Raw genomic sequence first — 14,244 nt, 5'->3', positions numbered from 1 at the left:
AACGGGTTGACGTGTAAAACGTCTTAAAATCTATTCCAATTTTTCTGTAGCCTTGTATTCTTTTTTCATATGGTTCAGCCACCGTTTAAAATCTCTGGGAGACGGTTGCCTTTTTTTGAGAGATTTTTGAATCTCATTTTTGATAGATGACCAGCTAGCATTGGGAAAACCGTTATGTACACTTAATACTTCGACAACATGATATGCATTTTGCGAAAGTATCGGGTTACTAATTTGTTTGGGCTTCATATTCCATATTTTTTTCTCAAGATCGGGTGGTAGCTCTCCAGAAAATGCGATGGGTAATTTACCCCCCTCATCTTTCGTGGTCATGGCTTTCGACTTTTGTTTAGCCAAAGCCGCAAAATCTGCCCCCTTGTTTAATTTAGAGATAATATCCTGAGCTTCTTCTTTTGTCTCTACCATTATATGTCTTGCTTCGATGTGCTTACGTCGCAATTCAAACAAACGTATAAGTTGTTGAACAGATAAACTATAACGCCACTTAATAAATAAGTTTCTTTTTAAGTCACGCTCTGTTCCCCCTTGGCTCTTCAAATAAGCGGTCCAACTTTTACCTAATTCTTTTAACTTCTTCTTGGTTTCATTTATCTCTTTTAAAACGTTTTGAATCACGTCATTGCGACTAATTTTCACTTTTTCTTTTTCCACTTCCTTGCGAATGATGTAACGAACGACAAGTTGGCGGATCACTTCATTTGCCTCAAGTGGATATTGACGGACAAACAGATCAAAAACATCTTCTTTGGTAATTTGATAGTCATGAAATTTGACGATTACGTTTTTTTTGTTGTTTTGCGCCATTGCGGAAGTTGTTAAAGTGGCGAGAGATAACAACACAACTAAAGATCTAACAAAGGTATTCAAAACGTTCTCCTGCCAGTATCAAAATTAAGATAAGAGGTTAGTTTAAGATTTACTTTTTCGTTTGTCAACAAAATACTAAGGTATGTTTTGCCCATAACCCGGCGTGTTGACGCACCTTTATCCCAAAAAATCACTTTTTTTGATTTTTTACACATATTTACTTATAATAAAATATGTATTGCAAAAAATATCGAGCACTTCTTCCTTAGATTTCAAATAAAATTATGCAAACCTCCGCACCTAAGTTATTCCAATAATTACGGTTACACAGAAATTTTCTTTTCTGCAATACAAAAGACAAACTTCCTACGACCTATACATGAAAGTATACTATGCAAAATCTCCATTTTCCAGGCTTCGAAATCTTAAAAAAACTAGGTGAAGGCGGTATGGGTGCTGTTTACAAAGTTCGCGAAATACAAACAGCGCGCATTTTTGCCATCAAAACGATTCTGTCTGCGAAAAAAGACCAAACATCTTATCAAAGATTTCTGCGCGAAGCGCAAGCGTATGCCTCCGTACAACACCCAAATATCGTGCGCATTTACCGCATAGAGCCCCATCAAAACAACCCATTTATGGTAATGCAGTATGTAGACGGTTTACCGTTAGATGACTATCTAAAAAACAAACTCTCCGTCACACAAAAATTACAACTGTTTTGTGACATTGCTCAAGCCGTACATGTTTTACATAAAAGCAATATCATTCACCGCGACCTCAAGCCAGCAAACATCATGATCGATACGTCAGGTAAACCTTACATTATGGATTTTGGTCTCATCAAAGCCATCGACAACAGAAGCAAAGGTCTTACCAAAGAAGGAGATGTCCTTGGCTCTCCAAAATATATGTCGCCGGAACAGGTTGCGGGGAAAAAACTAGATGCGCGCTCCGATGTATACTCTCTTGGGGCATGTTTTTACGAAATGCTCACCGCAAGGCAACTTGTTGAGGGAGATAGTGCTATTAGTATTATGTTTGAAATATCGCACGGAACCATTACTTATCCGCGTAAAATCGACAAAACGATCCCTGTGGAAGTCGAAGCTATTTGCGTAAAGTGCTTGGAGAAGCAAACCAAAGAGCGTTATCCAAACGTATCGTCTATTCTCAAAGATATCGCAAGGTATGAAAATGGAGAAAAAATAAAAGCGAAGGAAGTCAATTTTTGGTACAACTGCAACAAAACTTTACAACGTTACACCACCGAAATTACAGTTGCCTGTGTGTTTTTATTGTGCTTATTCTTAATATGGGGTAGTTGGTCACAACAGCGGCAGATTTTGCTAAAGAATTTACGCGATTTTTCCAAAAAAGAAGCGATGGAAACATTGAACGAAGAACGTCACAAATACACCCAAAAAGACATCGCCATACAGGTACGTTACCTCCACAGTCTTGGCAACTACGCACAAGCTCTACAAATTTTGCAAGATACAAAATCAAACAGCACGCTGCAAATACTGAAGGGTAAAACCTTTTATAAAATGCTAGAATACCACAAAGCCTTAGCCATATATGAAAACATTGACAAAAGTGAGATAGAAAGTTCGGAAGTAAAAGAGTACCTCGAACTACAAATACTAAAAGTAAAGTTTGCTTTACAGGAAAACTTCGCCTTAGAAGACAAGTCCATTCCAATAGAACAATTTTGCAAAAATGCCAAACATAAAACAATACAAGTTGAAGCCCACTACCACTTAGCACAAAAATATCTAGAACACTTCGAGAACTATTTCTACAATTTCAACATCAATCAAACAAGAGGTCTACCATATCTAAATAGTGCCTTAAAACACTTCACACAGTCGCAAAATAAACAAAAACAAGTAAATCGCTGGGTTGTAGACATTTCGTTGGGGATCGCCGCGTGTTTTTTATACAAAGCGCAATTTGATCAAAAAAGCAATCAAAAACAACTCATTGCGAAAGCAGAAAAACACATTATGTCACCACAAAGCGAAAATTACGACAGCCACACACAACTTCGTTTTCATTACACAAAAGCATTGGAACACAAGCTCAAAGGAAAAACGCAGCAAGCTATAGAACAATACAATATCGCCATTAAAATAGATCCTTCGAATTCACAACTTTATGCGCAACGAGCCCATTGTTACAGGCTACTACAACAGCACTCGTTAAGTGAACAAGATTACCTACAAGTACTCGATATGGAACCACACAATTTTTCGGCTGCCTATGATTTAGTCAACAATATCTTTGAAGATACACCTATCCAGAGTAAATTTTCCACTTTACAATTATTACAAAAAATTGCGATAAGATCCTTCGCGCTATCAAAAAGTGATTTGTTCACCAAAGACAAAGAACAGCTATACAAATCATCGCGTTTTACAAAAACCCAACCCTACAACAGCGAACAAGTGCAACAATTTTTAAAAAAACTTGTCGATTTCGAACAAATAGAAAATCCCACACTACAAAAAAAACTGCAAAACTTAGTTATCAGTGGCTTGGAATGCCTGGGAGAATTTGAGAAAGTTTACAACGATTTACAAAAAAAACGCGATGTCCTGGCAACAGACAAACAGTCCCCCAAATCATTGAGGGAAGTGATCAAAAAAGCGCAGGATAAAGTCATTATTCGTGGACACATAAACATGTTAATTGATCTTTATCTTCGTAAAAAACAAAAAATTAACGTGGTGCCCAATCTTCCCCGCACCACAAAAACCCTTATCCGCATCATCAACAACAACTCCATTGCATCACAAAATCCCCATCATGCTGCGATCATCCGATATCTAATTTTCAAAGCGCTTGTGGACATTGGTTCACCTTTTTCTGCAGATTTTCTCGAAGGTGTTATTGACAAAGCCCGTTCCAATCGCACAACACTTTCACAAACCAAAGCCGAAAATTTAGCGATGTGCATGACATTGTTTTACAATAACTACTGGCCTTACAATTTTGCAAAAGGTCGCAAGTTATATGAAAGAGAAGTACAACGAGATGCACAGTTACTACTGTTTGCCTTAGAAAAAAGTAGTGAAATTGTACGTTGTTTTGCGCTAAATTCTATGCCGATAGAGTATAAGACAATTTTGATGAGTACCTTACGCATTGGCACGAAAAAAGAAACATTGTATGCGGCAAAGCGACTATGGGTACACGGACACTTGGAGGGAGGAGAATATTTATGTGATTTCATACGAGCACCTCAAGAGGAAACATTACTCGCCTTTGCTTACCAAGCACTATGGGAAGCTTACAATTTCGGAGCCACCAAAACAAGCTCTCTGCAAAAAAATAAAATGCGTAAAATCTGCCAACAGCAATTACCACACATGATCTACACCTTGCAAAAATGTGGCGATAGCCTAAAAAATACGCTGTTTACGAACCTAGCGGTGGTCGCTTCACCAGAATACGACAAAAACATTGTTGATTATATATCATCGCCCACAACAGACCCTTATGTTCGTTTACGTATTATCTCGAGACTAGGGCAAAGAAAAGATATTTCCATCATAAAACAAATTGTCAACGAAACATCTATACCTTTACTCTTTCGTATGATCGCTGTTGTTGGCGCCATCGACAACGATCAGAACTACAAAGAAATGCTAGATGTACTTTCCATACTTAAAAAGTCGCAAAACCCCAAAGTACAAAACCTTTTGCTCATATACTCAATCATGTATAGCAGTAATATCTCCAGGAGAAATCCCCTGCTGAAGGTAAGCGACACGTTCAAACAACAAGCGTACAAAAGTCTAGCAAGTAAAAACCCTCAAAAACAACTAGTCGCCCTTGTCGCTCTCTACGGAGAAAAAATTGCCTTAAAACATATGAACAAACTAAAGCCGCTCATAGCATCCACATCGCGTAAGATACAACGTTATGCAGCAATGAACTTAGGTGTACAACTTATTTACTTGTCCAATCGCCATCAATACGTGCAACAAATCTGTGGCGACCACATCGACAAAAAAAATGTTCGCGAAGGGATTGTACTTGGTTACCAAAGGCTTTTTTACGAATCACTAAAAAAAAGACGCAACACAAATTATCTTTTAGCCAGCACCACCTTGAAGAATTTCCACATGCACTTCACACATGAGAGAAATTTAGATACCGGCTTGCGCATGACTAAACCACGTCAAAAAGAGCGACAATGGAATTATATTCGCAAGTGGAGCAAAAACCTGTCACCACAAGTTCAACAGCAAATCCTTTTTTGGGATGGCTTATTACAAAATAGAATGGGTCTATACCAAAGAGCCCTGGCAACATTCCAATCTCTGCAAAACGATTTACAAAGAAACTACTGGCTAGCGAAAACTCATTACCGAAAAAATAGAATCAAAAAAAGTTTCGCTTGTATAGAAGAGTGTTTAAAAATTTCGCCGTGGGATATGCCGTCTCTACGCCTTAAATATTTCCTAATGGCAAAGGCCTCTGTGTTTCAGGTAAAAGATATAGAAAAATACATGACAGCGTCTGTGTATCCCTCATTTGAGTTTGCTCCCAAACAATATCGTTACGATGTCTTTTATTTCGCCTCCCAACGATATAGACAAAAAAACATTTCCCGCGAAGAAAAAAAACTATACGCAGAAGAAATGCGTGGCGTCATCGAAAACCTTCCCATGACACGTCTATCAGCGATTACACTGAGATCCCGCGCTCTTATTTATCTTCGTCAGCCATATCTTACAAACCAACAGGACACCAACTTCATCAACGACTGTTCTAAACTAGCGCATGATTATCTACTCTATAAAAATCAATTCTTCCACATACCTTTAAAAAGAATATCGGAATTCAAAAAATTACATGAGCTATTTACCAAATCAGAGCTGCAACAATTCCTTAGATAATAGTGTTACATTTTGTAACACTGTGTATAAAATAGACAACTCTAACAAAAGATAACGTTGAGGAACAAACGTTATCTTTTTATTTCTCCGAAATTCCTAATGCCTATTATTACATGGCATAGAGCGCAAAATCGCCTCCTCAAAAAAACTTTTGGCACGCTACTTGCATTACTAGAAGACTGCAATAATCAAATATAGGTACCACAATACCTTAAATACCAAATAATTAAATAATTAAATATAAAATGTTAAGATAGATCGAAAAAACAAAAAACACAGAAAGGGCTTAACATGAAACCTTTTATTTTTCAAGCACAAGAAACACAACCACCAGCATTAAATGTTAACACCATGTACCAAAGAGAGCAAGCTTTTGCAAGTAAACTAGGTGTTCGTTTCTTAGGTTTCGATACATGTAGTGAATCAAATGGTAAATGTGACGACGAAGATTAACATTACAATGTAACCATTTAGCCATCCCTTCTGTGGATGGCTAACAGCTTGGACTCCCCGATGATTCTAATAATTAGTAAACCAGACGATGCACACACCGTAACAATAGAAAAAAGAATACAACAATTAGAACCTGATCTACCCGTTGTAGTACTTGACACCTCACTTTTCCCCGAAAAAATGACTCTACAAGCCCACTATGGCAATGGTAAAAGCGAATATATATTCAAATATGCAGGAAAAACCTTTTCAAGTAGTGATATTCGAAGCGTTTGGTATCGGAGACCGCAAAGACCCACTATCCCCACCTCAGTCACAGATGAAGATACTAGGTCCTTCATCGAACGAGAATCCAATTTCGTTGTAGATGGCATATGGCGTTCATTAAATTGTTTTTGGGTGAACGACCCAGTATTGAATGCACGAGCCAACTATAAAATATATCAACTACAAATAGCCCAAAACTTTGATTTCCGTATCCCCAATACCATTGTTAGTAATGATGCAGAAGCCGTTCGTACTTTTTGGGAAACCAACCATCGCAAAATCATCTACAAACAAGTAAGAGGTATTTCGACAAGATCGGTAAAAACGAGCCTAGTCACGGAAAAAGAATTGGGGTTTCTCGATTCCCTGCAAATATCTCCTGTTATCTTTCAAGAGTACATACCTGCACAATACGATTTACGGATTACGGTGATGGGTAAAAAAATATTTTCAGCCAAGATCCATTCACAAAAGAGTGATAGCAAGCTAGACTGGCGTTTTGACCACGCACGACTATTAGAGCCTTATACACTTCCACAAGAAATAGAACAAAAAATACGTCAATACATCGACTTCCTCGGCTTGGTATACGGAGCCATTGACATGCGTGTCACCCCTGAAGGAGAATATGTATTTTTTGAAATCAACCCCAGTGGACAATTTGTTTTTGTAGAAATACTCACCGAACTACCACTTTCCGAAGAATTTGCCAAATTGCTCATTCGCGGACATGTATAAATAAAATCGCCTAGATTTCCTCCACATTTTCCATTCCAACAACACTAAAACCCACAACCACAAATACCTATGTACATTCGCAGTTTTTTCTATGGTTACTTTTGTTTAACTTGAGTTAAACAATTAAAGGTGCTATACTTATTGTAAAATTCAAATACATATTTTCGTAAAAAAATTACTGACCTATTTCACAATGATACACCATAATAATAGAGGATTTTTTCGATGCCAAAAAGAATAAGAATGCGGCAGTCACAACAAGTTGCCTCGGTACTTTATATTGTAGTGGGAGTTCTTATTTTAATTCGTCCGGATATTGCACTGACACTCCTCGCAGTGTTCTTGATTGTGATCGGCGCTCTGGGGTTACTTGGTTAGTATGCCGGCAAAAACAATCAAACGCAATGAAACTTTCCCATGTGGAAACTGCGGCCTTCAAGTGCCGATCGCCAAAAAGTCATGTCGTAACCACTGCTGTTTTTGTTTGTGGAGTTTACATGTAGACGGCGACGTTCCAGGAGACCGAGACTGTTCGTGTCATGGTCTTATGGAACCCTACAAAATCGAAACATCCGCCAAGGGGTATGTCATACACCATCGTTGTGTAAAATGTAAACAAATTAAAAAAAACAAAGCCGCCCCAGACGACGATTGGGATAAAATTATAGAACTCTCGCAATTTGTGTAATCGACGATGAAAGAATATATTGTGAAAAGAATACTACTATTTACGTCACTACTTATTATTTGTGCATGTAATGACACCACTCCCAAACCGCAAGTGGTTGTTTATACCGCTCTAGACAGAATGTTTTCAGAGCCTATTCTCAAAAAATTTGAGCAACAAACAGGAATCGAAGTGCGTGCAAAATACGACAACGAAAGTACAAAATCCGTTGGTCTTACGGCTTGCATTATTGAAGAGAGTTTGCGCCCACGCTGCGATGTATTTTGGAACAACGAAATCATCAATACTTTACGCTTAAAAAAACGCGGCTTACTTGCGCCTTTTTCTCCACCACAGGCCAAAAATATTGCAAAAACGTATAAAGATCCACAAAACTACTGGACGGGTTTTGCCGCACGTGCTCGCGTTATTCTCGTCAACACCGACAAGGTGAAGCCGCGTGATTATCCCAACTCCCTCTGGGATTTTACCGATGAAAAATGGCGAGGAAAATTTGGCATCGCCAAACCTGTCGCTGGTACAACAGCAACACACATCGCGTGTTTATTTGCTCTTTTAGGTGCAGAAAAAACCCAAAAGCTTCTCCAGCAATTAAAGAAAAATCAAGTGTCCATAGAAAGTGGGAACAAACAATGTGCACGTAAAGTTGCGGAGGGCGAACTATGGGCGGCACTCACCGACACCGATGACGCAATGATTGAAATTAACGACAACAAACCCGTTGCGATGGTTTATTTAGACACAAAAGGCATGGGGACTTTATTTATACCAAATACACTAGCACTCATTGCAAAAGCCCCTCATCCGCAAAGTGCAAAAAAACTCATTGACTTTTTACTCTCTCCACAAGTCGAAGAACTTCTGGCGAAAGGACCATCGGCACAAATTCCGTTAAACAGTAAAACAAAAACCCCGGCACGGGTAAAAACCCCCTTGCAAATCAAAGGTATGAAGGTAGATTTTGCCGAAGCAGCTTCTTCATGGGAAGAAGCGAGAAATTACGTCACTAAGTTTTTCCTACCTTAAGATTAGGAGTGAAAAATGCACCAAGCAGAATTAATTGGTCAAGTTATCGGTGGATGTCGCATTGACACCTTGCTCGGCAAAGGAGGCATGGGCTATGTTTTTTTAGCTCATCACCTAAATCTTGACATACCGATTGCTCTTAAATTACTCAATATCAGTATGTCTTCGTCACCTGAGCTCATCGAGCGTTTTATACTCGAAGCGCGCGCTGCCGCAAAACTAGATAGTGGCAACATTGTCCGCGTGATGCAAGTTGGCGAAGAGCGTGGTTTTTATTACATTCAAATGGAATATGTCGAAGGCGAAAGCCTAGCATCGTATCTAAAAAGAAATATTCCACTTGAGGTTCCGCTCGCCTTGCACTTTCTAAAACAAATTGCCGTTGGCCTACGCGATGCCCACATCGAAAATATTGTCCATCGCGATATCAAACCCGATAATGTACTCATGAATCGCAAAGGTATATTAAAAATTGCTGACTTTGGGCTAGTCAAAATTACGGAAAACGACAACAACTTAACTGCAACAGGCCAAGTACTCGGAACTCCGTATTATATTTCTCCGGAACAATGTGAAGGTAAAAACATCGACTTTCGCAGTGATATTTACTCGCTCGGAATCGTAATGTACTACATGCTCACCGGACATCTTCCTTTTGAAGGAGAAAGCTCTTTGGTCATTGTTGTTTCGCGTTTGCAAAAAGATCCACCACCTTTATCCCAATATCGCGAAAATATTCCACAACAAGTGAAACAACTCGTAGAAAAGATGATGCAGCGTCACCCGCAAGATAGACATAAGAACACCGAAGAACTTATTGATGATATCGACGAACTTATCGAAAAACATACACAAGGTTACAGATACAAAGCCTCACAGCTAGACATTAAAGTACCCAAAGCAGTGGACTTCACCAAGTCAAAGACAGAGGTCAAATTTAGTTCTGCGGCGACCGTATCCAATCTTGTTCCCGGGCACAGCAGTGGAAATATCGCGGCAAATGTCCATAGCGCCGAAACACAAATGTCCCTCAATACATCGCAGGCACAACAAAATACAATAGCAGAACCAACGGCACCGCGAGCAATGCAAACTCTGGCAACTCCTGGTGCACAAACAGTTCCGACAATGCCAGCGCCTAGTCCACAAACAGCTTCAACAACGCCAGTTCCTAGCCCACAAGCACCTCCAGCGTTGTCCCCCTTGCCAAAAAAGAAAACATCAGGACTTATGATGGCTGGTATCGAAATATTCGTGGCCATCTTAATTGCTTTCTTAGTCGTGCGTGGCGTGCGCAAGAATCAAATAATATCTTATACACATATCTACGACCAAGACTTTGGGGAAGCTCACTCTCTTGTCGAAAGCGACGCGGTAAAAAAATATCATAGAACAATATCTTCTGTTGTCGACAACAACAGCGACGAGGCATTGCAAAACATAGACACATTCTTGAGTCAATATGGCTATACTCCTTATGCAGAAGTTGTTAAGGAAGTAAGGGCTCTAGTCCTCCACAAAAAAGCTTTTTTAGCGGACCTCGACAAACAACTACAAAAGATCGTAAAACCGACATTACAAATTCAGTTAGTTCCACCGCCACTGCTCAATCATATGGTAAAAGATAACGAGCAAGATTTGCGTTCATATGTAGAAAATCACGCTGCACTGCGCAAAGTTTTTTTCTTATCCTTCGATGATGAGGTACAAGAAATTCTAGATAAAAACTTACAACTTCTACATGAACGCGTGGCCAAACACAAAGCACAGCACCAACAGCTAAAAGAAAATATAAAAAATGCCTTAGAAAAATTCGAAAACGGAGCGCACAGCCTATACAGAAAAACAAAGTCGAAAATACAAAGTACAGATTCCGTAGCGCAATTAAAGCTTGTTATGCAAGATTACAAAGCGTATACACAAAAAATACTCAATGAAGTGCTTTACCCTTTTGATGACGAACAGACAAAACAAAAAATCAAAGATATTGCCCTGAGTATTGCAGAAAAATTTGCACAAGACTTAGAACGCGATGCGGTAAAAAGGCGTCATAAAATTGTACGCTACCAAGGTGAACCCAAAAAGAATCCAAAGAAAAACAGGAAAAATAAAAACAAAGCTATCAATGATTTTTTCAAAGCGGCACAACGCATCGCAAACGATATGCCGGGTTTTAGAGGAAGAATCGTTCGCAGCCAGTTAAAGTCAATGCAAAGGCGTTTAAAGAAAAACCCTTCCGATGTCATCATTTACAAACTACTCAAAGACTTTGGCTCAAGAAATCCCGCCCTCAAAAAAGAGATTGATCAATTGTTTTCTGATATTGGTAAAGAAAAGTAAGGAGACGATATGCGACTTGTGTTTATTTCTATCTTTTTGATACTTAGTTCCTGTGGCACTGTAAGTAATGAACAGAAACCCTCAGGTAAAAACACCAATGAACCACGACAGCTAGATACGCTCTCCGAAAAACAAGTGCAAAAAAAACCGGTGAAAAAGGACAGTGCTTACATCGTAGAGGAACGTCTTCCATCACAATTTTATATATCGGGAAATCCCAAAGTAATACCGGGAGAAAAATACACCATAGATCTCAGCACAAGAGAAAAAGACACGGTGCAAACCATTGTGTATCACGTTAAAACCCCCTTGGTATTTACCGACGAAATTACCAGTGTAGAAAACCCCATTATTTCAGACGCCATACTGGCAACTCTCAGCGATGCACTGGTAAAGAAAAATCGCGCCGACCTCATTTCATATCAAAAAGACCGACAAATACAAACGATTGGAAATTGTGAAGTCGTGGATATCAAGGAAACGTACATCATCGATACATCTCCAGGGTGGGACAAAAGACAAATAGTTCTTGAATCCATTACCAAACCCGGTATGTACCTACTAGAAGTGCGTATAGGTCCCCAGGCGGCTTTTATCGTTGTTACAGCAAACGCCATGACGTCTGTCGTCGAAAAATATGGAAACAGAACTCTCGTGTGGCTAACAAATTCGAGTGGAAAAGGTATTGCTGGACTTCCTCTTTTTTATGAAGACCAAGATGGTAACTCTCTACAAAAACTCACCAATGACAAAGGTGTGGCCGTCATCGATTGCTACTCTCCATGGATTCTCGCTTGGAAAAAATCACAAGTCGCCGTTTTTACCAATCCACAACGCCAACACGATGAACGACGTTTGTGGCTTGACAAAAAAATATATGCCCGTGGTGAAACAATACATGTTGCCTGGAAACACGCATTGCCCTCACAAGCAACAGCCAAACTTCTATCGGCCACCGGAAAAGAAGTCATACGACAAAATATTTCCCCACAACCGAATATACAAATCGTTGTACCTCAGGAACTTTCACCTGGAGAATATAAAGTACAAATCGAAAATATTTCACAAAAAATAATCATCATCGATCACAAATCAGATCTAGAACAACCCACACAAATCACTACGGATCGCTACGCTTACAAATCAGGTGATATTGTTACCCTGAACATCTATGGCGTAAAAAAACGCGAAGTACAAATTGATATTTACCAACACAATACACTAGTGGATCGTCAAATACAAATCAGCAATAATGGTATGGCCACCTGTTACCTACAGTTACAAAAACAAGGTAACTATAAAATTCAAAGTTGTGGAGCCACAGCAGAGATATTTGTTGACAATGAAACATTAACAGCAAAAAAAGCTTTTCCAGAAAGAAAAACTTTTAACAAAAACTACGCGAAAATACTTTTGCCCAAAAACGACAAAAGTGTGTTGTACGTCTTGCAAGGAAGTGAAAACATATATCATGTACAACCTCCACAAGAATTAGGGATATGGAAAGAATTTGCCATAGAAGAAAGTGGTCACTGGCAAGGGACAGTCTTTAGTAATGGTACAAAGCAAAATACTTTTGAGTTTCACGTAAATGGTTCTTTTCGTTTGTCTATTCCAGCAGAAATGCATACACAACAAAAATATCAGGTCGGTATTGACTTTGCGCAAAAAAATGATAAGTATTTATTATGGGCCACAAATGGTAGTTATGTTTACCAAAAACCACAGCCAAATGACAAGATTCAAAGTAGCGACGCACGCAACTTACCCTATTTATATAAAAAATGGGTACATGACAAAGTAAAAGCGGACTATGCTCTCGCAATAGTAGACGCTTCAAAAAATAGACATGCTTCGGCAGTATACTTATGTCAGCAGATTTTAAAATGGATACCACAGCATAAACCTGCTCAGAGTTTACTACAAAAGTCTATTCGCTCTATGACAATCAGCAGTAACAAAGAATATTTATCTCCTAAAGAACGTTTAAAATACACATATGTCGGTGGTCTATCTCCCAAAATGACCTTCCAACAGCTCGTAAGTAAAATCGAAGAACAGGCAAACGTTTATATCGAAGTAGATCCCAAAGTTTACGAAAAATATCCGGCGCAAACATTTACAATCGCTGGTCTACCCAACGGAGAAAATGCCTTTTCATTACTCAGCTACTTTTTCACAACGCGCTCTTTAACTTATAAAGAAGAACATGGGACATTGTTTATTACACTAAACTCCGAAAATATTCTTCTAGACTTACTCGACAAACTCGATAAACGAATAGACACACAACTTGAAAACCTAAAGAGCGAATCCCCAAAAGTAAATAGCGACAAAAGACTTTTAAAAACGGCTTTTTGGAGCAATTGGAAGCCGGGAACACAACAAAGCACTATTTCTTTTCCCACACCGGGAATGTGGACAATACACGGAGTTATCGTTGACAAAAATAACAAGCACTATTCCTTTGTACAACAAGTATGGGTGGCCGATAAATTGCCATAAGCCATACACATTTTCCACATATTATACATTTAAGGAATTACTATGTCTGATGAACCAGTTAGACCTCACAAACCGGTAGCTGCTCTTGCAGCTATTTTTTGTTTATTCAATGGCGCCCTATTGTATTTAACTTCTCTCGATTTTACGGGAGATGGGGGAATGGGAACATCACAAAGCCAACAGCAAAACGAGAAAACCACGCAAAAAAATTTAAAAACGATTTATTTTCAAACAACCGCAGACAAAATTATGTACATGGGTAAAGAAATTTCCTTCGCGGAATTTTCGCAAATTGTAAAAGCAACGCAAAGAAAAAACAAAATACCGGAAATATATTTTGGTGAAGATACCACAAATGGTTTACACCAACGAATAGTATATTTTTTCAAACACAACAACATTACTTATCGCAGAGTTGAAAAAACCTCACTACAAAGTTCCGTCAAGCATTAGTGTTTGCGAGAAGCATAGCTTCTCGCGATATTTATA

10 protein-coding genes are annotated in these 14,244 nt (G+C 38.9%); 9 read left to right on the top strand and 1 reads right to left on the bottom strand.

The window, feature by feature from the left end; all coding sequences use genetic code 11:
* Nucleotides 1–30: 30 nt before the first annotated feature.
* Complete coding sequence (locus UABAM_RS32445) at nucleotides 31–888, bottom strand: peptidylprolyl isomerase (RefSeq protein WP_151972380.1); 858 nt, start codon at nucleotides 886–888, stop codon at nucleotides 31–33.
* Between the two features lie 332 nt (nucleotides 889–1,220).
* Between UABAM_RS32445 and UABAM_RS32440 the strand changes: the two genes are divergently transcribed.
* The 9 genes from UABAM_RS32440 to UABAM_RS32405 all read left to right on the top strand — a co-directional run bounded on the left by UABAM_RS32440 (nucleotide 1,221) and on the right by UABAM_RS32405 (nucleotide 14,208).
* Complete coding sequence (locus UABAM_RS32440) at nucleotides 1,221–5,738, top strand: serine/threonine protein kinase (protein WP_151972378.1); 4,518 nt, start codon at nucleotides 1,221–1,223, stop codon at nucleotides 5,736–5,738.
* A 291-nt stretch (nucleotides 5,739–6,029) separates the two neighbouring features.
* Nucleotides 6,030–6,191 carry a hypothetical protein gene (locus UABAM_RS33635; RefSeq protein WP_173013709.1) on the top strand — a complete coding sequence of 54 codons (162 nt, stop codon included), beginning with the start codon at nucleotides 6,030–6,032 and terminating at the stop codon, nucleotides 6,189–6,191.
* A 60-nt stretch (nucleotides 6,192–6,251) separates the two neighbouring features.
* Entirely contained in the window at nucleotides 6,252–7,196 is a 945-nt protein-coding gene (locus UABAM_RS32435; protein WP_173013708.1) for an MvdC/MvdD family ATP grasp protein, read from the top strand.
* A 243-nt stretch (nucleotides 7,197–7,439) separates the two neighbouring features.
* Nucleotides 7,440–7,574: a DUF3096 domain-containing protein gene (locus UABAM_RS32430; protein ID WP_151972374.1), complete on the top strand. Its 135-nt coding sequence runs from the start codon at nucleotides 7,440–7,442 to the stop codon at nucleotides 7,572–7,574.
* A 1-nt stretch (nucleotide 7,575) separates the two neighbouring features.
* Nucleotides 7,576–7,884, top strand: a complete 309-nt coding sequence (locus UABAM_RS32425; protein ID WP_151972372.1) for an RNHCP domain-containing protein — start codon at nucleotides 7,576–7,578, stop codon at nucleotides 7,882–7,884.
* Between the two features lie 21 nt (nucleotides 7,885–7,905).
* Entirely contained in the window at nucleotides 7,906–8,910 is a 1,005-nt protein-coding gene (locus UABAM_RS32420) for an extracellular solute-binding protein (RefSeq protein WP_173013707.1), read from the top strand.
* Between the two features lie 15 nt (nucleotides 8,911–8,925).
* The gene (locus UABAM_RS32415; protein WP_151972368.1) at nucleotides 8,926–11,250 is read left to right on the top strand and encodes a serine/threonine protein kinase; all 2,325 of its coding nucleotides are present in this window, start codon (nucleotides 8,926–8,928) and stop codon (nucleotides 11,248–11,250) included.
* Nucleotides 11,251–11,259: 9 nt separating this feature from the next.
* Nucleotides 11,260–13,755 (top strand): hypothetical protein, encoded by a 2,496-nt coding sequence (locus UABAM_RS32410; RefSeq protein WP_151972366.1) that lies wholly within the window; start codon nucleotides 11,260–11,262, stop codon nucleotides 13,753–13,755.
* A gap of 42 nt (nucleotides 13,756–13,797) precedes the next feature.
* Complete coding sequence (locus tag UABAM_RS32405) at nucleotides 13,798–14,208, top strand: hypothetical protein (protein ID WP_151972364.1); 411 nt, start codon at nucleotides 13,798–13,800, stop codon at nucleotides 14,206–14,208.
* The last annotated feature ends 36 nt before the right edge of the window (nucleotides 14,209–14,244 follow it).

This window comes from Candidatus Uabimicrobium amorphum (genome assembly GCF_009002475.1).
Classification (GTDB): domain Bacteria; phylum Planctomycetota; class Uabimicrobiia; order Uabimicrobiales; family Uabimicrobiaceae; genus Uabimicrobium; species Uabimicrobium amorphum.
Note: the sequence above shows the minus strand (reverse complement) of the source record. Positions and strands in the feature narration are given on the sequence as shown.

Coding starts and splice junctions, on each gene's coding strand:
- UABAM_RS33635 (WP_173013709.1), top strand. CDS start 6,030: ATGAAACCTTTTATTTTTCAAGCACAAGAAACACAACCACCAGCATTA.
- UABAM_RS32435 (WP_173013708.1), top strand. CDS start 6,252: ATGATTCTAATAATTAGTAAACCAGACGATGCACACACCGTAACAATA.
- UABAM_RS32405 (WP_151972364.1), top strand. CDS start 13,798: ATGTCTGATGAACCAGTTAGACCTCACAAACCGGTAGCTGCTCTTGCA.
- UABAM_RS32410 (WP_151972366.1), top strand. CDS start 11,260: ATGCGACTTGTGTTTATTTCTATCTTTTTGATACTTAGTTCCTGTGGC.
- UABAM_RS32440 (WP_151972378.1), top strand. CDS start 1,221: ATGCAAAATCTCCATTTTCCAGGCTTCGAAATCTTAAAAAAACTAGGT.
- UABAM_RS32425 (WP_151972372.1), top strand. CDS start 7,576: ATGCCGGCAAAAACAATCAAACGCAATGAAACTTTCCCATGTGGAAAC.
- UABAM_RS32415 (WP_151972368.1), top strand. CDS start 8,926: ATGCACCAAGCAGAATTAATTGGTCAAGTTATCGGTGGATGTCGCATT.
- UABAM_RS32430 (WP_151972374.1), top strand. CDS start 7,440: ATGCGGCAGTCACAACAAGTTGCCTCGGTACTTTATATTGTAGTGGGA.